Here is a 21,015-nt window from a genome sequence, read left to right on the forward strand (position 1 = left end):
CGACGGGCGCCGTCCCTGAATCACGCGCGGGCTCAAGGACAGGTTCCCATGGCAACAAAGGTAGTTGGCGCCCGCCGGGCCGCCGTGCTCGGCAAGCCCATCGCCCACTCGCTCTCCCCGGTGCTGCACCGGGCGGCCTACGACGAACTCGGCCTCGCCGACTGGTCGTACGACCGTTTCGAGGTCGACGAGGCTGGACTGCCCGGCTTCTTCGACGGGCTCGGGCCCGAGTGGGCGGGGCTGTCGCTGACCATGCCGCTGAAGCGCGCGGTCATCCCACTGGTCGACGAGATCAGTGAGACGGCGGCCTCCGTGGACGCCGTCAACACCGTCGTCCTCACCGAGGACGGCCGCCGCCTCGGTGACAACACCGACATCCCGGGCATGGTCGCCGCCCTGCGCGAGCACGGCATCGAACAGGTCGGCTCCGCGGCCGTCCTCGGCGCGGGAGCCACCGCCTCCTCCGCCCTGGCCGCCCTGTCCCGGGTCTGCACCGGCGAGGTCGTCGCCTACGTCCGCAGCGAGGCACGCGCCGCCGAGATGCGCCACTGGGGCGAGCGGCTCGACGTCGAGGTCCGTACGGCCGACTGGTCGGACGCGGCCGAGGCGCTGCACGCCCCGCTGGTGATCGCCACCACCCCGGCGGGCACCACCGACGCGCTCGCCGCCGCGGTGCCGGAGCGGCCCACGACCCTGTTCGACGTGCTCTACGACCCCTGGCCCACCGAGCTCGCGGCACGCTGGTCCATGTTCGGCGGCGCCGTCGTCAGCGGCCTGGACCTCCTGGTGCACCAGGCGGTGCTCCAGGTGGAGCAGATGACCGGTCGCGCACCGGCTCCCCTGGAGGCCATGCGCCGGGCCGGGGAGAAGGCGCTCGCCGCACACTGACGTCCGCCGCCGCGTCCGTCTTCTGGACCGGGAGCCGGGCGAGGTCCCGGACGTGGGAGGATCGGGGGTGGCGGACCGGCGCCGCGCACCCGGTCACGCCGTTGCCGTACACGAGGACACGCGTACGCAGGGCAGTACCCGGGCGCGAGCACTGAGGAGCACCGTTGAGCAGGTTGCGCTGGCTGACCGCGGGGGAGTCCCACGGTCCCGCACTCGTCGCCACGCTGGAGGGTCTTCCCGCCGGCGTGCCGGTCACCACGGAGATGGTGGCGGACCACCTCGCGCGGCGGCGCCTCGGCTATGGGCGCGGTGCGCGCATGAAGTTCGAGCGGGACGAGGTCACCTTCCTGGGCGGCGTCCGGCACGGCCTCACCCTCGGCTCCCCGGTCGCGATCATGGTGGGCAACAGCGAGTGGCCCAAGTGGGAGCAGGTCATGGCGGCCGACCCGGTCGACCCCGAGGTGCTGGCGGGCCTGGCCCGCAACGCGCCGCTGACCCGGCCCCGGCCCGGCCACGCCGACCTCGCCGGCATGCAGAAGTACGGCTTCGACGAGGCCCGCCCGATCCTGGAGCGCGCCTCGGCCCGTGAGACGGCGGCCCGGGTGGCGCTGGGCGCGGTGGCCCGGTCGTACCTGAAGGAGACGGCCGGCATCGAGATCGTCAGCCACGTCGTGGAGCTGGCCTCGGCGAAGGCTCCGGCGGGCGTGTGCCCCACGCCGGCCGATGTGGAGAGGCTGGACGCCGACCCGGTGCGCTGCCTGGACGCGGACGCGTCGAAGGCGATGGTCGCGGAGATCGACCAGGCCCACAAGGACGGCGACACCCTCGGCGGCGTGGTCGAGGTGCTCGCCTACGGCGTCCCGGTCGGCCTGGGCTCGCACGTGCACTGGGACCGCAAGCTGGACGCCCGGCTGGCCGGCGCCCTCATGGGCATTCAGGCGATCAAGGGCGTCGAGATCGGCGACGGCTTCGAGCTGGCCCGGGTGCCCGGCTCCAAGGCGCACGACGAGATCGTCAGCACGCCCGAGGGCATCCGGCGCGTGTCCGGCCGCTCCGGCGGCACCGAGGGCGGCCTGACCACGGGTGAGCTGCTGCGGGTGCGGGCCGCGATGAAGCCGATCGCGACCGTGCCGCGCGCCCTCCAGACCGTGGACGTCACCACCGGCGAGGCGGCCCAGGCGCACCACCAGCGTTCCGACGTGTCCGCGGTCCCGGCGGCCGGCATCGTCGCCGAGGCGATGGTCGCGCTCGTCCTCGCGGACGCGGTCGCCGAGAAGTTCGGCGGCGACAGCGTGGCCGAGACCCGCCGCAACGTGCGCTCGTACCTCGACAACCTCGCGATCCGATGACCGGACCGTCGATCGTGCTGGTCGGTCCGATGGGCGTCGGCAAGTCCACGGTCGGGCTGCTGCTGGCCGAGCGGCTGGGCGTCGCCTACCGGGACACCGACGACGACATCGTGGCCGCCGAGGGCCGGACCATCGCCGAGATCTTCGTGGACGAGGGCGAGCCGGCCTTCCGCGCCGTCGAGAAGCGGGCGGTGCACCGGGCCCTCGCCGAGCACGACGGCGTGCTGGCGCTGGGCGGCGGCGCGATCCTCGACGAGGACACCCGCGGCCTGCTCGCCGGGCACCGCGTGGTCTACCTCTCGATGGACGTCGAGGAGGCGGTCAGGCGCACCGGGCTCAACGTGGCCCGTCCGCTGCTCGCCGTCAACCCGCGCAAGCAGTGGCGCGAGCTGATGGAGGCGCGGCGGCACCTGTACGAGGAGGTCGCCACGGCCGTCGTACCGACCGACGGCCGCACGCCCGAAGAGGTCACCCAAGCCGCCCTGGACGCACTGGAGTTGAAAGAAGCATGAGTGAGGCAGTGACGCGGATCCAGGTCGCCGGCACCGCGGGCACCGACCCGTACGAGGTGCTGGTGGGCCGTCAGCTCCTCGGTGAGCTGGCCGGGTTGGTCGGCGACCGGGTCAAGCGGGTCGCGGTGATCCACCCCGAGGCCCTCGCCGAGACCGGTGACGCCCTGCGCGCCGACCTCGCCGAGCAGGGCTACGAGGCCGTCGCGATCCAGGTGCCGAACGCCGAGGAGGCCAAGACCGCCGAGGTCGCCGCCTACTGCTGGAAGGCGCTCGGCCAGTCCGGGTTCACCCGCTCCGACGTCATCGTGGGCGTCGGCGGCGGTGCGACCACCGACCTGGCCGGGTTCGTGGCCGCGACCTGGCTGCGCGGCGTGCGCTGGATCGCCGTCCCGACCACCGTGCTGGCCATGGTGGACGCGGCGGTCGGCGGCAAGACCGGCATCAACACGGCCGAGGGCAAGAACCTGGTGGGTGCCTTCCACCCGCCGGCCGGTGTGCTGTGCGACCTGGCCGCGCTGGAGTCGCTGCCCGTCAACGACTACGTCTCCGGACTGGCCGAGATCATCAAGGCCGGCTTCATCGCCGACCCGGTGATCCTGGAGCTCATCGAGTCCGACCCCGAGGCCGCGCGCACCCCGGCCGGGCCGCACACGGCCGAGCTGATCGAGCGGTCGATCCGGGTGAAGGCGGAGGTCGTCTCCTCCGACCTCAAGGAGTCGGGCCTGCGGGAGATCCTCAACTACGGCCACACGCTCGGCCACGCGATCGAGAAGAACGAGCGCTACAAGTGGCGGCACGGCGCCGCGGTTTCGGTCGGCATGCACTTCGCCGCCGAACTCGGCCGTCTGGCGGGCCGGTTGGACGACGCGACCGCCGACCGCCACCGCACCGTCCTGGAATCGGTCGGGCTGCCGTTGCACTACCGCTACGACCAGTGGCCCAAGCTGCTCGAGGCGATGAAGGTCGACAAGAAGTCCCGCGGCGACCTGCTGCGCTTCATCGTGCTCGACGGCCTCGCCAAGCCGACCGTCCTGGAGGGACCGGACCCGGCGGTGCTGCTCGCCGCCTACGGCGAAGTGGGGCAGTAAGCGGCGGCGGGGTACGTCCTCACCTGCTCCTTCCGCCCGATTCACCTCGCGGGGCGGGCACTTCGCACCGCCCCCGGCCGTTTCACCAAACGACGGCCGGGGACGGTACCGTTCGGTAGGGAGCGGGGACAGCCCCGCTGCCGGCGTCAATTGCCTGTACGGACGAGACGGAGTGGCACCGGATGCAGCACGCAGTGGGGTCTGAGCTGCCGCCGCCCCACCAGCCGGGGCAGGGACCGGCCGCCGACTGGGCGCCGGCCGCACACCACCCGGGAGCACACCACCCGGGGGCCCACCAGGGTCCCGCGCCCGTGCCCCCGCCGCCCCCGGCGCCGGGCTTCAACGGCACCTCCGCGGGACCGGTGCCGCCCGCGCCCGCGCAGCCCCCGGCCCCGCAGCCCCAGGCCCCTCAGCCCCAGGCCCCTCAGCCCCAGGCCCCTCAGCCCCAGGCCCCTCAGCACCCGTCCGTGCAACCGGTCCCCGACACCACCGGCCATGTGCCGCTGCCCCCCGGCGGCCCGGTCGCCGTGCCCAGCCCGCCGCCCTCCACCGCCGCCCACGACCCGTCCGCCACGACCCTGGCCGTGCTGCTGATCGGCCCCGCCGGTGCCGGGAAGACGAGTGTCGCCAAGTACTGGGCGGACCACCGCCGGGTCCCCACCGCCCACATCAGCCTCGACGACGTCCGCGAATGGGTCCGCTCGGGCTTCGCCGACCCGCAGTCCGGCTGGAACGACAACTCCGAGGCCCAGTACCGCCTGGCCCGTCGCACCTGCGGCTTCGCCGCGCGGAACTTCCTGGCCAACGGCATCTCCTGCATCCTCGACGACGCCGTGTTCCCGGACCGCCCGGTCGTCGGCCTCGGCGGCTGGAAGCGGCACGTCGGCCCCGGTCTGCTGCCCGTCGTCCTCCTCCCGGGCCTGGACATCGTCCTGGAACGCAACGCCGAACGCACCGGCAACCGCCGCCTCACCGACGAGGAGGTGGCCCGCATCCACGGCCGCATGGCCGGCTGGTACGGCTCGGGCCTGCCGATCATCGACAATTCACAGCTGGACGTTCCGAGCACGGCCCGTGTCCTCGACGACGTGCTCGCGAGGGCCATCACCAGTCCGCCGAGCTGGTGATCACGGGCTGACCGGACCCCACTCGGCCCCCACAAACGGCGCGAATCGGTCAGAACTCCTACGCTCGTCTCATGTCAGAGGTGTACGCGACCCGCCGATCCCGGCTGAGGGATTGCTGCAACGCGGCCGGTACCGCGGCAGCGCTCATCTCCCGCCCCGCCAATGTGCGCTACCTGGCGGGCGCTGCCCCCCAGGACGCAGTTCTGCTCCTCGGCAGGCGCGAGGACCTCCTGGTCTGCGCCGCCCCGCCCGACGACCGCCCCGGCGAGGGGCGGCCGGACGAGAACCTGCGCGTGCAGACCCTGCCCTCACCCGGTGGCGACACCGCGGTCGCGGCGGCCGACCTCGCCGCGGCCCAGGGCGCCGACGTCCTCGCCGTGGAGGAGCACCATCTCACCGTGACGCGGTACAAAGCCGTGTCCTCGGTCGCACCCCGACTCCGCCTCGCCGACCTCGGCGTCGCGGTGGAACAGCTGAGGGTGGTGAAGGACGAGGAGGAGATCTCCTGCCTCCGCATCGGCGCCGAGATCGCCGACCAGGCCCTCGGCGAGCTGCTGGAGTCGATCCTGGTCGGCCGCACCGAACGGCACCTCGCCCTGGAGCTGGAGCGGCGCCTGGTCGACCACGGAGCGGACGGGCCCGCCTTCGCGACCTCCGTCGCCACCGGCCCGAACGCCGGCCGGCGCGGACACCGGCCCACCGACCGGCGGGTGGAGGAGGGCGACTTCCTGTCCGTCTGCCTGGGGGCCACCTACCGCGGATACCGCTGTGAGATCGGCCGGACGTTCGTCATCGGCACCTCGCCGGCCGACTGGCAGATCGAGCTGTACGACCTCGTCTTCGCAGCGCAGCGCGCCGGACGGGAGGCCCTGGCGCCCGGTGCGGCCTACCGCGACGTGGACCGCGCGGCACGCCAGGTGCTGGACTCCGCCGGGTACGCACAGGGCCTGCCGCCGCTCATCGGACACGGTGTGGGACTCGAAATCGACGAGGACCCGCAGTTGGCTCCCTCGGCCATGGGTAAACTGGACGCTTGCGTGCCGGTCACCGTCGAACCGGGGGTCCACCTCCCGGGCCGGGGCGGCGTCCGGATCGATGACACGCTCGTCGTGCGCCCCGAGGCGGACGGCGGACCCGAGCTACTCACCATCACGACCAAGGAGCTGCTCGCGCTCTAGCCTCGCGCTGTGCGCCTGCCCCAGGGTCGTACGTCAGTCCAGGAGATTCCGCAACCGTGGCTTCCACGAACGACCTCAAGAACGGCATGGTGCTCAAGCTCGAAGGCGGCCAGCTCTGGTCCGTCGTCGAGTTCCAGCACGTCAAGCCCGGCAAGGGCCCGGCCTTCGTGCGCACCAAGCTCAAGAACGTGCTCTCCGGCAAGGTCGTCGACAAGACCTTCAACGCCGGCGTCAAGGTCGAGACGGCCACTGTCGACAAGCGCGACATGCAGTTCTCGTACATGGACGGCGACTACTTCGTCTTCATGGACATGGAGACGTACGACCAGCTCCTGGTCGACCGCAAGGCCGTCGGCGACGCCGCCAACTTCCTCATCGAGGGCTTCACGGCCACCGTCGCGCAGCACGAGGGCGAGGTGCTCTTCGTCGAGCTCCCGGCCGCCGTCGAGCTCGTCATCCAGGAGACCGAGCCGGGCGTCCAGGGCGACCGCTCCACCGGCGGCACCAAGCCCGCGACCCTGGAGACCGGCCACCAGATCCAGGTCCCGCTCTTCATCACCACCGGTGAGAAGATCAAGGTCGACACCCGTACGAGCGACTACCTCGGCCGGGTGAACAGCTAACCGTGGCTGCCCGCAACACGGCCCGCAAGCGCGCCTTCCAGATCCTCTTCGAGGGCGACCAGCGCGGCGCCGACGTCCTGACGGTCCTCGCGGACTGGATCCGGCTCTCCCGGGAAGACCCCCGGCAGCCGCCGGTGAGCGAGTACACGATGCAGCTGATCGAGGGCTACGCCGAGCGTGCGAAGCGGATCGACGAGCTGCTCGCCCAGTACTCGGTCGGCTGGACGCTCGACCGGATGCCGGTCGTCGACCGGAACATCCTGCGCCTGGGCGCCTACGAGCTGATCTGGGTGGACGAGACCCCGGACGCCGTCGTCCTGGACGAGATGGTGCAGCTCGCGAAGGAGTTCTCCACGGACGAGTCGCCCTCGTTCGTCAACGGCCTGCTCGGCCGGCTCAAGGAGCTGAAGCCCTCGCTGCGCCGCGACGAGGCCTGAGAGAGGCACCGCGACACGAGAACGCCGGAGGGCTCGCAGCTTGGCTGCTGCGGGCCCTCCGGCGTTCTGCCTTGTGCACATATGGGCACACGTGCGGGCGGCACGTTTCTGCTGAGGCGCTGAGGGGCTCAGCTCTCCTCGTGGGTCGCCACGGCACGGCGCGCGTCCGCGTCCAGCACGCCCCAGCTGATCAGCTGCTCGGTGAGGACCGAGGGCGACTGGTCGTAGATGACGGCGAGTGTGCGCAGGTCGTCCTGCCGGATCGACAGCACCTTGCCGTTGTAGTCACCGCGCTGCGACTGGATGGTCGCGGCGTACCGCTGGAGCGGACCTGCCTTCTCGGCCGGCACCGTGGCCAGCCGCTCCAGGTCCAGGACCAGCTTCGGCGGCGGCTCGGCGGCGCCGCCCGGCGTGGTGCCGGGCAGCAGCTCCTGCACAGGAACGCCATAGAAATCGGCCAGCTCGGCAAGGCGCTGCACGGTCACGGCGCGGTCGCCGCGCTCGTAGGAACCGACCACCACGGCCTTCCAGCGACCCTGGGACTTCTCCTCGACACCGTGGAGGGAAAGGCCCTGCTGGGTGCGGATGGCCCGGAGCTTGGCCCCGAGCTGTTTGGCGTATTCGCTGGACATATAGCTCCCCGGACACTGTGTCGACGCGGCTGGCTGCGTTTCCATGCCGCGCGGCTGGTAACTCACTGTGAGGTTACGCAGAGTTACTCTTCTGCGTCAAGCCGAATGGTCCGCAGCGACTCTTCCGTGGTAGCGGCGACGCATTGCGCCAAGGGGGTGATCGGGGGCGTGCGAGGGACCTGCTACGGTGGATGGCGCAATTCCGACGTCCTTTAAGGTCCGTCCCGTGAGGCGGAGAAGGAGGTCCGTTTCGTATGGACAAGCAAGACAAGCAAGACAGGCGAGACAAGCCGGACGCGCAGGCGTCCGATGCGCGGCCCGTTCTCGAAGGCCCCGACATCGCGCGCGTGCTGACCCGCATCGCCCACGAGGTCGTCGAGCGCGCCAGGGGTGCCGACGACGTGGTGCTCCTCGGCATTCCGACCCGGGGCGTCTTCCTCGCCCAGCGGCTGGCCGCCAAGCTCGAGCAGATCACCGACCGCAAGGTGCCCGTGGGATCGCTCGACATCACCATGTACCGCGACGACCTGCGCCTGCATCCCCCGCGCGCGCTGGCCCGCACCGAGATCCCCGGTGACGGCATCGACGGCCGCCTGGTCGTCCTCGTCGACGACGTGCTCTTCTCCGGCCGCACCATCCGTGCCGCCCTCGACGCCCTGAACGACATCGGGCGCCCGCGCGCGGTGCAACTCGCGGTCCTCGTCGACCGCGGTCACCGCGAACTGCCCATCCGCGCCGACTACGTCGGCAAGAACCTCCCCACGTCGCTGCGGGAGACGGTCAAGGTCCAGCTCGCCGAGGAGGACGGTCGCGACACCGTGCTGCTCGGTGTGAAGCCGACCGCCCGGCAGTAGCACGCGCGCGTGCGGCCCCTCGGGCCGTACGTCCCCTCGCCGTGTCCCTGTCTGCCCGGAATCTCCCGAATCCGAACTGCCTTACGGAGCCTGACAGATGCAGCGTCATCTCATCTCGGCCGCCGACCTCACCCGCGACGACGCCGTCCTGATCCTCGACACCGCCGAGGAGATGGCCCGGGTCGCCGACCGGCCCATCAAGAAGCTGCCGACCCTGCGCGGCCGCACGGTCGTCAACCTCTTCTTCGAGGACTCCACCCGGACCCGGATCTCCTTCGAGGCCGCCGAGAAGCGCCTCTCCGCGGATGTGATCAACTTCACCGCCAAGGGATCGTCGGTGTCGAAGGGCGAGTCCCTGAAGGACACCGCCCAGACCCTCGAGGCCATGGGCGTCGACGCCGTCGTCATCCGCCACGGCGCCTCCGGAGCCCCCTACCGCCTGGCCACTTCCGGCTGGATCGACGCCGCCGTCATCAACGCCGGCGACGGCACCCACCAGCACCCCACCCAGGCCCTGCTGGACGCCTTCACCATGCGCCGCCGGCTGGTCGGCCGGGACGACGGGATCGGCCAGGACCTGTCCGGCAAGCGCATCACGCTCGTCGGCGACGTCCTGCACAGCCGGGTCGCCCGCTCCAACGTCGACCTGCTGCACACCCTCGGCGCCGAGGTCACCCTGGTCGCGCCGCCCACCCTGGTGCCGGTCGGCGTCGAGACCTGGCCGTGCGAGGTGTCGTACGACCTCGACAGCACGCTGCCGAAGTCCGACGCGGTGATGATGCTCCGCGTCCAGCGTGAGCGCATGAACGCGGCGTTCTTCCCCACCGAGCGTGAGTACTCCAGGCGCTACGGCCTCGACGGCGACCGCATGGCGCGGATGCCCGAGCACGCCATCGTGATGCACCCCGGCCCGATGGTCCGCGGCATGGAGATCACCGCGGAGGTCGCCGACTCCGAGCGCTGCACCGTCGTCGAGCAGGTCGCCAACGGCGTCTCCATCAGGATGGCCGTCCTGTACCTGCTGCTCGGCGGCAACGAACCCGCCGTCACCCACGCCCGCACCATCGAGGAGAAGTAACACCCATGAGCAAGATCCTTATCCGTGGTGCGAAGCTGCTCGGCGGCGAGCCGCAGGACGTGCTGATCGACGGCGAGGTCGTCGAGGCGGTCGGCACCGGGCTGTCCGCTGAGGGAGCGGAGGTCGTCGAGGCCGGCGGCAAGGTGCTCCTGCCGGGCCTGGTCGACCTGCACACCCACCTGCGCGAGCCGGGCCGAGAGGACTCCGAGACCGTCCTCACCGGCACCCGCGCGGCGGCCTCCGGCGGCTACACGGCCGTGTTCGCCATGGCCAACACCTTCCCGGTCGCCGACACCGCCGGCGTGGTCGAGCAGGTCTACCGGCTCGGGCAGGAGCACGGCTACTGCGACGTACAGCCCATCGGCGCCGTCACCGTCGGCCTGGAGGGCCGCAAGCTCGCCGAGCTGGGCGCGATGCACGAGTCGGCCGCCGGGGTCACCGTCTTCTCCGACGACGGCAAGTGCGTCGACGACGCCGTGATCATGCGCCGGGCGCTCGAGTACGTGAAGGCCTTCGGCGGCGTCGTCGCCCAGCACGCGCAGGAGCCGCGGCTGACCGAGGGCGCCCAGATGAACGAGGGCGTCGTCTCCGCCGAGCTGGGGCTCGGGGGCTGGCCGGCCGTCGCCGAGGAGTCGGTCATCGCCCGGGACGTGCTGCTCGCCGAGCACGTCGGCTCCCGCGTGCACATCTGCCACCTGTCGACCGCCGGATCCGTGGAGATCGTCCGCTGGGCGAAGTCCCGCGGCATCCAGGTCACCGCCGAGGTCACCCCGCATCACCTGCTCCTCACCGACGAGCTGGTGCGCAGCTACAACCCCGTCTACAAGGTCAACCCGCCGCTGCGCACCGAGCGGGACGTGCACGCCCTGCGCGAGGCGCTCGCCGACGGCACGATCGACATCGTCGCCACCGACCACGCCCCGCACCCGCACGAGGACAAGGACTGCGAGTGGGCCGCGGCCGCCATGGGCATGGTCGGTCTGGAGACCGCGCTGTCGGTGGTGCAGGAGACCATGGTGGACACGGGCCTGCTGGACTGGGCCGGCGTCGCCGACCGGATGTCCGTCAAGCCCGCTCGGATCGGACAGGCCAGGGGCCACGGCCGGCCCGTCTCGGCAGGTGAGCCCGCCAACCTCACCCTCGTCGACACGGCCTACCGTGGCCTGGTGGACCCCGCGGGCTTCGCCTCGCGCAGCCGCAACACCCCGTACGAGGGACGCGAGCTGCCGGGCCGTGTCACCCACACGTGGCTGCGGGGCAAGGCCACGCTCGTCGACGGGAAGCTCACGTGACACCTGCAACTTGGCTCGCGGCCGGACTCGCGACCGGACTGGCCGCCGACAAGAAATCGGCCGATGTGACCGACTGGGCCGCCCGCATCGGCTGGCTCGTCGGACTCGCCCTCTTCGTCGCGCTCGTCTACTGGCTGATGCGCGAGGGCTGGAAGTGGCGCGGCACCCTCCAGGGCGACCTCCCGGAGCTCCCCACCTCGCCGGACGACCCCGGCCCGGTGAAACTGAGCATGACCGGCCGCTACCACGGCTCCACCACCGCCGGTCAGTGGCTGGACCGCATCGTGGCGCACGGCCTGGGCACCCGCAGCCGGGCCGAGCTCACCCTGACGGACGCGGGCCTGGACGTCGTACGCCCCGGGGCGGCCGACTTCTTCGTCCCCACCGCCGCGCTGCGCGAGGCCCGGCTCGACAAGGGCATCGCCGGCAAGGTCCTCACCGAGGGCGGGCTGCTGATCGTCACCTGGCAGCACGGCGACCGGCTGATCGACTCGGGGTTCCGCTCGGACCGCGCTGCCGAGCAGCATGAGTGGGTCACCGCCATCAATTCCATGATCAAGACAACCAGCACGGAAGGCGCCGAACGATGACGACCTCCACCAGGGGAACCGCCTCCCAGAGGCACAAGGCGGCTCCCGCCGTACTCGTCCTGGAGGACGGCCGGATCTTCCGCGGCCGGGCCTACGGGGCCGTGGGGGCGACCTTCGGCGAGGCCGTGTTCTCCACCGGCATGACCGGCTACCAGGAGACCCTCACCGACCCCTCCTACCACCGCCAGGTCGTGGTGATGACCGCCCCGCACGTCGGCAACACCGGCGTCAACGACGAGGACCCCGAGTCCAAGCGCATCTGGGTGGCCGGGTACGTCGTGCGCGACCCCGCGCGCGTGCCGTCCAACTGGCGCTCGAGGCGCTCCCTGGACGAGGAACTCGCCGCGCAGGGCGTCGTCGGCATCTCCGGCATCGACACCCGCGCCCTCACCCGCCACCTGCGCGAGCGCGGCGCCATGCGCGTCGGCATCTTCTCCGGCAACGCCCTGCCCGACGAGGGCACCATGCTCGCCGAGGTCCGCCAGGCCCCCGAGATGAAGGGCGCCGACCTCTCCGCCGAGGTCGCCACCAAGGAGGCGTACGTCGTCCCCGCGGTCGGTGAGAAGAAGTTCACCGTCGCCGCCGTCGACCTCGGCATCAAGGGCATGACCCCGCACCGCATGGCCGAGCGCGGCATCGAGGTGCACGTGCTCCCGGCCACGGCCACCGTCGAGGACATCTACGCCGTCAACCCCGACGGAGTCTTCTTTTCCAACGGACCTGGTGACCCGGCCACCGCCGACCACGCCGTCTCCGTCATGCAGGGCGTGCTGGAGCGCAGGACCCCCCTCTTCGGCATCTGCTTCGGCAACCAGATCCTCGGCCGCGCCCTCGGCTTCGGCACCTACAAGCTGAAGTACGGCCACCGCGGCATCAACCAGCCCGTGCAGGACCGTACGACCGGCAAGGTCGAGGTCACCGCGCACAACCACGGCTTCGCCGTCGACGCCCCGCTCGACCAGGTGTCCGACACCCCCTACGGCCGCGCCGAGGTCTCCCACGTCTGTCTGAACGACAACGTGGTGGAGGGCCTCCAGCTCCTCGACCGTCCGGCCTTCAGCGTCCAGTACCACCCCGAGGCGGCGGCCGGCCCGCACGACGCCGCCTACCTGTTCGACCGCTTCACGTCTTTGATGAGCACAGTCATGGAGGGCCAGCGTGCCTAAGCGCACCGATATCCAGTCCGTCCTGGTCATCGGCTCCGGCCCGATCGTCATCGGCCAGGCCGCCGAGTTCGACTACTCCGGCACCCAGGCGTGCCGCGTCCTGAAGGCCGAGGGTCTGAGGGTCGTACTGGTCAACTCCAACCCGGCGACGATCATGACCGACCCGGAGATCGCCGACGCCACCTACGTCGAGCCGATCACCCCGGAGTTCGTCGAGAAGATCATCGCCAAGGAGCGGCCCGACGCGCTGCTGCCCACCCTGGGCGGCCAGACGGCCCTGAACACGGCGATCTCGCTGCACGAGGCCGGGACGCTCGAGAAGTACGGCGTCGAGCTGATCGGCGCCAACGTCGAGGCGATCAACAAGGGCGAGGACCGCGACCTCTTCAAGAACGTCGTCGAGGCCGTGCGCGGGAAGATCGGGCACGGCGAGTCCGCCCGCTCGGTCATCTGCCACTCCATGGACGACGTCCTGGCAGGCGTCGACACGCTCGGCGGCTATCCCGTCGTCGTCCGCCCCTCCTTCACCATGGGCGGCGCCGGGTCCGGCTTCGCGCACGACGAGGACGAGCTGCGCCGCATCGCCGGGCAGGGCCTCACGCTCTCCCCGACCACCGAGGTGCTCCTGGAGGAGTCCATCCTCGGCTGGAAGGAGTACGAGCTGGAGCTGATGCGCGACAAGCACGACAACGTCGTGGTCGTCTGCTCCATCGAGAACTTCGACCCCATGGGCGTGCACACCGGCGACTCGATCACCGTCGCGCCCGCGATGACGCTGACCGACCGCGAGTACCAGATCCTGCGCGACATCGGCATCGCCGTCATCCGCGAGGTCGGCGTCGACACCGGCGGCTGCAACATCCAGTTCGCGGTGAACCCCGAGGACGGCCGGGTGATCGTCATCGAGATGAACCCGCGCGTGTCCCGCTCCTCGGCCCTCGCGTCCAAGGCGACCGGCTTCCCGATCGCCAAGATCGCCGCCAAGCTCGCCGTCGGCTACACCCTCGACGAGATCCCGAACGACATCACCCGGGAGACCCCGGCGTCCTTCGAGCCGACCCTCGACTACGTGGTCGTCAAGGCGCCGCGGTTCGCCTTCGAGAAGTTCCCGCAGGCCGACTCCACGCTGACCACCACCATGAAGTCGGTCGGCGAGGCCATGGCCATCGGCCGCAACTTCACCGAGGCCTTCCAGAAGGCGCTGCGCTCGCTGGAGAGGAAGGGCAGCCAGTTCGCCTTCACCGGCGAGACCGGCGACAAGACCGCCCTGCTGGCTCAGGCCGTGCGCCCCACCGACGGCCGCATCAACACCGTCATGCAGGCCATCCGCGCGGGTGCCACCCCCGAGGAGGTCTTCGAGGCCACGAAGATCGACCCGTGGTTCGTCGACCAGCTCTTCCTCCTCAAGGAGATCGCCGACGAGCTGGCCGAGGCGCCCGAGCTCACCGCCGAGCTCCTCGCCGAGGCCAAGCGGCACGGCTTCTCCGACCAGCAGATCGCCGAGATCCGCGGGCTGCGCGAGGACGTCGTCCGCGAGGTCCGGCACGCGCTGGGCATCCGCCCGGTCTACAAGACCGTCGACACCTGCGCCGCCGAGTTCGCCGCGAGGACGCCGTACTTCTACTCCTCCTACGACGAGGAGACCGAGGTCGCGCCGCGTGAGAAGGCCGCGGTCATCATCCTGGGCTCCGGCCCGAACCGCATCGGCCAGGGCATCGAGTTCGACTACTCCTGCGTGCACGCCTCCTTCGCGCTGCACGACGCCGGGTACGAGACTGTGATGGTCAACTGCAACCCGGAGACCGTCTCCACGGACTACGACACCTCCGACCGCCTGTACTTCGAGCCGCTCACGCTCGAGGACGTGCTGGAGATCGTGCACGCCGAGCAGCAGGCCGGTCCGGTCGCGGGCGTCGTCGTGCAGCTGGGCGGCCAGACCCCGCTGGGGCTGTCGCAGGCCCTGAAGGACAACGGCGTGCCCATCGTGGGCACCTCCCCGGAGGCCATCCACGCCGCCGAGGACCGCGGTGCCTTCGGCCGGGTCCTGGCGGAGGCCGGCCTGCCCGCGCCCAAGCACGGCACGGCCACCACCTTCGACGAGGCCAAGGCCATCGCCGACGAGATCGGCTACCCGGTCCTGGTCCGGCCCTCGTACGTGCTCGGCGGGCGCGGCATGGAGATCGTCTACGAGGAGACCCGGCTGGCCACCTACATCGCCGAGTCGACCGAGATCAGCCCCTCCCGGCCGGTGCTGGTCGACCGGTTCCTCGACGACGCCATCGAGATCGACGTCGACGCCCTGTACGACGGCGAGGAGCTGTACCTCGGCGGTGTCATGGAGCACATCGAGGAGGCCGGGATCCACTCCGGCGACTCGGCGTGCGCCCTGCCCCCGATCACGCTGGGCGGCTTCGACATCAAGCGGCTACGTGCCTCGACCGAGGCCATCGCGCGCGGGGTGGGCGTCCGCGGCCTGATCAACATCCAGTTCGCGATGGCGGGCGACATCCTCTACGTCCTGGAGGCCAACCCGCGCGCGTCCCGCACGGTCCCCTTCACCTCGAAGGCGACCGCGGTGCCGCTGGCCAAGGCCGCCGCCCGGATCTCGCTGGGCGCGACCGTCGCCGAGCTGCGCGAGGAAGGCCTGCTGCCGAGGCACGGCGACGGCGGCGAACTGCCCCTGGACGCGCCGATCTCCGTCAAGGAGGCGGTCATGCCGTGGTCCCGCTTCCGCGACATCCAGGGCCGGGGCGTCGACACGGTCCTCGGCCCGGAGATGCGCTCCACCGGCGAGGTCATGGGCATCGACTCCGTCTTCGGCACCGCGTACGCCAAGTCGCAGGCCGGGGCGTACGGCCCGCTGCCCACCAAGGGCCGCGCCTTCATCTCGGTCGCCAACCGCGACAAGCGCTCGATGATCTTCCCGGCGCGCGAGCTGGTCGCGCACGGCTTCGAGCTGCTCGCCACCTCCGGCACGGCCGAGGTCCTCAAGCGCAACGGCATCAACGCCACGATCGTGCGCAAGCAGTCCGAGGGCACCGGCCCGAACGGCGAGCGGACCATCGTCCAGCTCATCCACGACGGCGAGGTCGACCTCATCGTCAACACCCCGTACGGCACCGGTGGCCGCCTCGACGGCTACGAGATCCGTACGGCGGCCGTGGCCCGGTCCGTGCCCTGCCTGACGACGGTCCAGGCGCTCGCCGCGGCGGTCCAGGGCATCGACGCCCTGAACCGCGGTGACGTGGGCGTCCGATCGCTCCAGGAACACGCGGAACACCTGACCGCGGCCCGCGACTAGCAGCCGACGAGGGGGACACCGGGAACGGTGTCCCCCTCGTCATGAGGCCTCACGAGGACATCTGGACATGTACAAGCTCTTCTTCCGTCTGGTCTTCAAACGGATGGACCCCGAGAAGGCCCACCACCTCGCCTTCCGGTGGATCCGGCTCGCCGTCCGCATCCCGGTGCTGCGCACCTTCGTCGCCGCGGCCCTCGCGCCCCGCTACGAGGAGCTGCGCACCGAGGCCTTCGGGCTGCGCATGCACGGCCCCTTCGGGCTCGCCGCCGGCTTCGACAAGAACGCGGTCGCCATCGACGGCATGTCGATGCTCGGTTTCGACCACGTCGAGATCGGCACCGTCACCGGCGAGCCGCAGCCCGGCAACCCCAGGAAGCGGCTGTTCCGGCTCGTCGCGGACCGTGCGCTGATCAACCGTATGGGCTTCAACAACGACGGCTCGCTGGCGGTCGCCGCCCGCCTCGCCACCCGTGAACCCGTCTTCAGGACGGTCGTGGGCGTGAACATCGGCAAGACCAAGGTGGTCCCGGAGGCCGAGGCGGTCGGCGACTACGTGAAGTCGGCCGAGCGGCTGGCCCCGTACGCGGACTACCTGGTGGTCAACGTCTCCTCCCCGAACACGCCCGGACTGCGCAACCTCCAGGCCACCGAGGCGCTGCGGCCGCTGCTGAGCGCCGTGCGCGAGGCCGCCGACCGGGTCGTGCCGGGGCGCCGTGTGCCGCTGCTGGTGAAGATCGCGCCGGACCTCGCCGACGAGGACGTCGACGCGGTCGCCGACCTGGCCGCCGAACTCGGTCTGGACGGGATCATCGCCACGAACACCACCATCGCGCGCGAGGGGCTCGGTCTGACATCCCAACCCTCTCTGGTGAAGGAGGCCGGCGGGCTGTCGGGTGCGCCTTTGAAGGCACGCTCCCTGGAGGTGCTGCGCCGCCTGTACGCGCGCGTGGGCGACCGCATCACCCTGGTGGGCGTCGGGGGCGTCGAGGACGCCGAGGACGCCTGGCAGCGCATCCTGGCGGGCGCCACGCTCGTCCAGGGCTACAGCGCCTTCATCTACGAGGGGCCCTTCTGGGGCCGAGCGATCCACAAGGGACTGGCGGCCCGCCTGCGCACCAGCCCGTACGCCACCCTCGCCGACGCGGTCGGCGCCGACGTGAGGAAGCCCGCATGACGTCCCACGAGCCCTTCGGCGCCCGTCTGCGCCGCGCGATGGACGAGCGCGGCCCGCTGTGCGTCGGGATCGACCCGCACGCCTCCCTGCTCGCCGAGTGGGGCCTGAACGACGACGTCGCCGGGCTCGAGCGGTTCAGCCGCACCGTCGTCGAGGCGGTGGCCGACCGGGTCGCCGTCCTGAAGCCGCAGAGCGCCTTCTTCGAGCGCTTCGGCTCGCGCGGCATCGCCGTCCTGGAAGCGTCGGTGCGGGAGGCGCGCGAGGCCGGCGCCCTGGTGGTGATGGACGCCAAGCGCGGCGACATCGGCTCGACCATGGCCGGGTACGCCGAGGCGTTCCTGCACAAGGACGCCCCGCTGTTCTCGGACGCCCTGACCGTCTCGCCCTACCTCGGCTACGGCTCCCTGAGCCCGGCCGTGGCGCTGGCCCGGGAGAGCGGCACGGGCCTGTTCGTGCTGGCGCTCACCTCCAACCCCGAGGGGCACGAGGTGCAGCACGCGGTCCGCGCGGACGGGCGCAACGTCGGCGCGACGATGCTGGCCCACCTGGCGGCGGAGAACGCGGGGGAGGAGCCGCTGGGGTCCTTCGGCGCGGTCGTGGGCGCCACGCTGGGCGACCTGTCGTCGTACGACCTCGACGTCAACGGCCCGCTGCTCGCCCCCGGCGTCGGGGCCCAGGGGGCGACGCCCGCCGATCTTCCCCGGGTGTTCGGGCCGGCGGTGCGCAACGTCGTTCCGAACGTCAGCCGGGGTGTTCTGCGTCACGGTCCCGAGGTCGGCGCGCTGCGCGCGGCCGCGGGGCGGTTCGCGCAGGAGATCCGGGCCGCCGTGACGGGCGCCTGAGACCGTGCGGGGTCCGTGCGGAGCCCTTGCGGAGTCCTCCGATGAGTGCTCCGGCGGGGGCTTCGGGGACGACTTGAGTGTGAATACATCCTCAAATCGAGGGCATTATGTCTGAAATGTCCGGCCTGGCGGAGGCTGACCAGGACTTTTCCGCTGTTCTCGCTGACTCTGGCGGACTTGCCCGCTAGTCTCCGAGCAGAGTGAACGGGCAAGCGTGTTGCTCGTAGCTCCCCAGGTGTGGGGCGACTAGGTTCCTCACCGGTCCGTATCCGACAGTTCGACATCCGAGGTGACGTAGGCGTGGCTCTTCCGCCCCTTACCCCTGAACAGCGCGCAGCCGCGCTCGAAAAGGCCGCCGCGGCTCGCCGGGAGCGGGCCGAGGTCAAGAATCGACTCAAGCACTCCGGCGCCTCTCTTCACGAGGTCATCAAGCAGGGCCAGGAGAACGACGTCATCGGCAAGATGAAGGTCTCCGCCCTGCTCGAGTCCCTCCCGGGCGTGGGCAAGGTCCGCGCCAAGCAGATCATGGAGCGACTCGGGATCTCCGAGAGCCGCCGCGTGCGTGGCCTCGGTTCCAACCAGATCGCCTCTCTGGAGCGCGAGTTCGGGAGCACCGGCTCCTGAGTCCCGGGCATACCGGGATTGCTGGAATAATCGCTGCATGAGTGAACGTCCGCGGCTGACCGTGCTCTCCGGCCCCTCCGGGGTCGGTAAGAGCACGGTCGTCGCCCATATGCGCAAGGAACACCCCGAGGTCTGGCTCTCGGTGTCGGCGACCACCCGTAAGCCGCGCCCAGGCGAGAAGCACGGTGTCCACTACTTCTTCGTCACGGACGACGAGATGGACAAGCTGATCGCCAACGGCGAGCTGCTGGAGTGGGCCGAATTCGCCGGCAACCGCTACGGCACGCCCCGCCAGGCCGTGCTGGAGCACCTGGAGGACGGCGTGCCGGTCCTCCTGGAGATCGACCTCCAGGGTGCCCGGCAGGTCCGCGAGTCTATGTCCGAGGCGCAGCTGGTGTTCCTGGCTCCCCCCTCCTGGGAGGAGCTCGTGCGCAGACTCACCGGCCGGGGCACCGAGCCGCCCGAGGTGATCGAGCGTCGCCTGGAGGCGGCCAAGATCGAGCTGGCGGCCGAGCCGGAGTTCGACGAGACCCTGGTCAACACCTCCGTCAAGGATGTGGCGCGCGAGCTGCTAGCCTTGATGGACGTTGTGTGATCGTGAAGATCACCATCAACTGATTCTTTTCCCATCCATCGGAAGGTAGAGCGTGTCCTCTTCCATCACCGCGCCCGAGGGCATCATCAACCCGCCGATCGACGAGCTCCTCGAGGCCACCGACTCGAAGTACAGCCTCGTGATCTACGCGGCCAAGCGGGCCCGTCAGATCAACGCGTACTACTCGCAGCTCGGCGAGGGCCTCCTCGAGTACGTCGGTCCGCTCGTGGACACCCACGTCCACGAGAAGCCGCTCTCCATCGCCCTGCGCGAGATCAACGCGGGTCTGCTGACCTCCGAGGCCATTGAGGGCCCGGCCCAGTAGTACTTTCACATTGCAGGTGGTTTTTCCACAGGCCCGGCAGGTCGACTGCCGGGCCTGTGGTGTGTGATGGTCCCGTACGTTGCCGAGCCGGGGAGAGACGGTGGACAAGCCGAAGGTCGTTCTGGGGGTCAGCGGCGGCATCGCCGCCTACAAGGCGTGCGAGCTGCTGCGCAGGCTGACCGAGTCCGGGCATGACGTCCGCGTGGTCCCCACCGCCTCCGCACTGCACTTCGTCGGCGCCGCCACCTGGTCCGCGCTCTCCGGCAACCCCGTCTCGACCGAGGTCTGGGACGACGTCCACGAGGTGCCGCACGTCCGCATCGGCCAGCGGGCCGACCTGGTGGTCGTCGCCCCCGCCACCGCCGACATGCTCGCCAAGGCCGCCCACGGCCTCGCCGACGACCTGCTGACGAACACGCTGCTCACCGCCCGCTGTCCGGTCGTCTTCGCCCCCGCCATGCACACCGAGATGTGGGAGCACCCGGCGACGCGGGAGAACGTGGCGACGCTGCGTCGCCGGGGCGCCGTCGTCGTCGAACCGGCGGTGGGCCGCCTGACCGGCGTCGACACGGGCAAGGGACGGCTGCCCGACCCCGCCGAGATATTCGAGGTCTGCCGCCGGGTCCTCGCCCGCGGGGTGAGGGAGCCGGATCTCGCCGGCCGGCACGTCGTCGTCAGCGCCGGCGGCACCCGTGAGCCCCTCGATCCGGTCCGCTTCCTCGGCAACCGCTCCTCCGGCAAGCAGGGCTACGCCCTCGCCCGTACGGCCGCCGCGCGGGGCGCCCGGGTGACGCTGGTCGCGGCGAACACCGGCCTGCCGGACCCGGCCGGCGTGGACGTCGTCCCCGTGGGCACGGCCGTCCAGCTGCGTGAGGCGGTGCTGAAGGCGGCCGCCGACGCCGACGCCGTGGTCATGGCCGCCGCAGTGGCCGACTTCCGTCCCGCGACCTACGCGGCCGGGAAGATCAAGAAGAAGGACGACCAGGACCCCGAGCCGATCACCCTCCTGCGGAATCCGGACATCCTGGCGGAGATTTCGGCCGAACGTCCCCGGCCCGGCCAGGTGGTCGTCGGCTTCGCCGCCGAGACGGACGACGTCCTCGCCAACGGCCGGAAGAAGCTGGTGCGCAAGGGCTGCGACTTCCTCGTGGTGAACGAGGTGGGGGAGCGGAAGACCTTCGGTTCCGAGGAGAACGAGGCGGTCGTACTGGGTGCCGACGGCAGCGAGACACCCGTCTCGCACGGTCCCAAGGAGGCCCTCGCCGAGATCGTCTGGGACCTCGTGAGCGGGCGGCTGGGCTGATCGTCAGGGGCTCTGCTTCCGCCGTTCGGCGGCACCG

Annotated in this window: 21 protein-coding genes; 20 read left to right on the plus strand and 1 reads right to left on the minus strand. The window is 71.1% G+C overall.

Annotation, left to right across the window (positions count from 1 at the left end; genetic code table 11):
• The first annotated feature begins 48 nt into the window (after positions 1-48).
• From ABZ915_RS20680 to nusB, 8 genes are all read left to right on the plus strand, one after another.
• On the plus strand, positions 49-888 hold the full coding sequence (locus tag ABZ915_RS20680) for a shikimate dehydrogenase (protein WP_361804776.1): 840 nt from the start codon (positions 49-51) through the stop codon (positions 886-888).
• 164 nt (positions 889-1,052) lie between these two features.
• Positions 1,053-2,237 (plus strand): chorismate synthase, encoded by a 1,185-nt coding sequence (gene aroC, locus ABZ915_RS20685; RefSeq protein ID WP_361804779.1) that lies wholly within the window; start codon positions 1,053-1,055, stop codon positions 2,235-2,237.
• Positions 2,234-2,749, plus strand: coding sequence for a shikimate kinase (locus ABZ915_RS20690; protein ID WP_361804782.1), 516 nt, complete (start codon positions 2,234-2,236; stop codon positions 2,747-2,749). The genes aroC and ABZ915_RS20690 overlap by 4 nt, the downstream gene beginning before the upstream one ends.
• Entirely contained in the window at positions 2,746-3,837 is a 1,092-nt protein-coding gene (gene aroB / locus ABZ915_RS20695) for a 3-dehydroquinate synthase (RefSeq protein WP_361804785.1), read from the plus strand. Before ABZ915_RS20690 ends, aroB begins: the two co-directional genes overlap by 4 nt.
• Before the next feature lie 182 nt (positions 3,838-4,019).
• A complete protein-coding gene (locus ABZ915_RS20700; RefSeq protein ID WP_361804788.1) occupies positions 4,020-4,964 on the plus strand; it encodes a Pro-rich N-terminal domain-containing protein in 945 nt (314 codons plus the stop codon).
• A gap of 71 nt (positions 4,965-5,035) precedes the next feature.
• On the plus strand, positions 5,036-6,142 hold the full coding sequence (locus ABZ915_RS20705; protein ID WP_361804791.1) for an aminopeptidase P family protein: 1,107 nt from the start codon (positions 5,036-5,038) through the stop codon (positions 6,140-6,142).
• A gap of 56 nt (positions 6,143-6,198) precedes the next feature.
• On the plus strand, positions 6,199-6,765 hold the full coding sequence (gene efp, locus ABZ915_RS20710) for an elongation factor P (RefSeq protein ID WP_361804794.1): 567 nt from the start codon (positions 6,199-6,201) through the stop codon (positions 6,763-6,765).
• A 2-nt stretch (positions 6,766-6,767) separates the two neighbouring features.
• Entirely contained in the window at positions 6,768-7,202 is a 435-nt protein-coding gene (gene nusB, locus ABZ915_RS20715) for a transcription antitermination factor NusB (protein ID WP_361804797.1), read from the plus strand.
• 128 nt (positions 7,203-7,330) lie between these two features.
• Here nusB and bldD read toward each other — a convergent pair whose 3' ends face one another.
• Positions 7,331-7,834 (minus strand): transcriptional regulator BldD, encoded by a 504-nt coding sequence (bldD, locus tag ABZ915_RS20720; protein ID WP_086170636.1) that lies wholly within the window; start codon positions 7,832-7,834, stop codon positions 7,331-7,333.
• A 254-nt stretch (positions 7,835-8,088) separates the two neighbouring features.
• Here bldD and pyrR point away from each other — a divergent pair, with 254 nt between their 5' ends.
• The 12 genes from pyrR (at position 8,089) to coaBC (ending at position 20,978) form a co-directional block, all read left to right on the plus strand.
• Complete coding sequence (pyrR, locus tag ABZ915_RS20725; protein ID WP_361804800.1) at positions 8,089-8,688, plus strand: bifunctional pyr operon transcriptional regulator/uracil phosphoribosyltransferase PyrR; 600 nt, start codon at positions 8,089-8,091, stop codon at positions 8,686-8,688.
• 97 nt (positions 8,689-8,785) lie between these two features.
• Positions 8,786-9,766, plus strand: coding sequence for an aspartate carbamoyltransferase catalytic subunit (locus ABZ915_RS20730; protein WP_361804803.1), 981 nt, complete (start codon positions 8,786-8,788; stop codon positions 9,764-9,766).
• 5 nt (positions 9,767-9,771) lie between these two features.
• A complete protein-coding gene (locus ABZ915_RS20735; RefSeq protein ID WP_361804806.1) occupies positions 9,772-11,058 on the plus strand; it encodes a dihydroorotase in 1,287 nt (428 codons plus the stop codon).
• Positions 11,055-11,648: a hypothetical protein gene (locus tag ABZ915_RS20740; protein ID WP_361804809.1), complete on the plus strand. Its 594-nt coding sequence runs from the start codon at positions 11,055-11,057 to the stop codon at positions 11,646-11,648. The genes ABZ915_RS20735 and ABZ915_RS20740 overlap by 4 nt, the downstream gene beginning before the upstream one ends.
• Positions 11,645-12,814, plus strand: coding sequence for a glutamine-hydrolyzing carbamoyl-phosphate synthase small subunit (carA, locus tag ABZ915_RS20745; RefSeq protein WP_361804812.1), 1,170 nt, complete (start codon positions 11,645-11,647; stop codon positions 12,812-12,814). The genes ABZ915_RS20740 and carA overlap by 4 nt, the downstream gene beginning before the upstream one ends.
• Positions 12,807-16,115: a carbamoyl-phosphate synthase large subunit gene (gene carB, locus ABZ915_RS20750; protein WP_361804815.1), complete on the plus strand. Its 3,309-nt coding sequence runs from the start codon at positions 12,807-12,809 to the stop codon at positions 16,113-16,115. Before carA ends, carB begins: the two co-directional genes overlap by 8 nt.
• Before the next feature lie 67 nt (positions 16,116-16,182).
• Positions 16,183-17,289, plus strand: coding sequence for a quinone-dependent dihydroorotate dehydrogenase (locus tag ABZ915_RS20755; RefSeq protein ID WP_361804818.1), 1,107 nt, complete (start codon positions 16,183-16,185; stop codon positions 17,287-17,289).
• Positions 17,286-18,131 carry an orotidine-5'-phosphate decarboxylase gene (gene pyrF / locus ABZ915_RS20760; RefSeq protein ID WP_361804821.1) on the plus strand — a complete coding sequence of 282 codons (846 nt, stop codon included), beginning with the start codon at positions 17,286-17,288 and terminating at the stop codon, positions 18,129-18,131. Before ABZ915_RS20755 ends, pyrF begins: the two co-directional genes overlap by 4 nt.
• 300 nt (positions 18,132-18,431) lie before the next feature.
• The gene (locus ABZ915_RS20765) at positions 18,432-18,755 is read left to right on the plus strand and encodes an integration host factor (protein WP_003977346.1); all 324 of its coding nucleotides are present in this window, start codon (positions 18,432-18,434) and stop codon (positions 18,753-18,755) included.
• A 37-nt stretch (positions 18,756-18,792) separates the two neighbouring features.
• A complete protein-coding gene (gene gmk / locus ABZ915_RS20770; protein ID WP_361804824.1) occupies positions 18,793-19,350 on the plus strand; it encodes a guanylate kinase in 558 nt (185 codons plus the stop codon).
• A 52-nt stretch (positions 19,351-19,402) separates the two neighbouring features.
• Complete coding sequence (rpoZ, locus tag ABZ915_RS20775; protein ID WP_005319902.1) at positions 19,403-19,675, plus strand: DNA-directed RNA polymerase subunit omega; 273 nt, start codon at positions 19,403-19,405, stop codon at positions 19,673-19,675.
• A 100-nt stretch (positions 19,676-19,775) separates the two neighbouring features.
• The gene (coaBC, locus tag ABZ915_RS20780; RefSeq protein WP_361804827.1) at positions 19,776-20,978 is read left to right on the plus strand and encodes a bifunctional phosphopantothenoylcysteine decarboxylase/phosphopantothenate--cysteine ligase CoaBC; all 1,203 of its coding nucleotides are present in this window, start codon (positions 19,776-19,778) and stop codon (positions 20,976-20,978) included.
• Positions 20,979-21,015: the final 37 nt, after the last annotated feature.

Source organism: Streptomyces sp. NPDC046915 (assembly GCF_040644935.1).
Classification (GTDB): domain Bacteria; phylum Actinomycetota; class Actinomycetes; order Streptomycetales; family Streptomycetaceae; genus Streptomyces.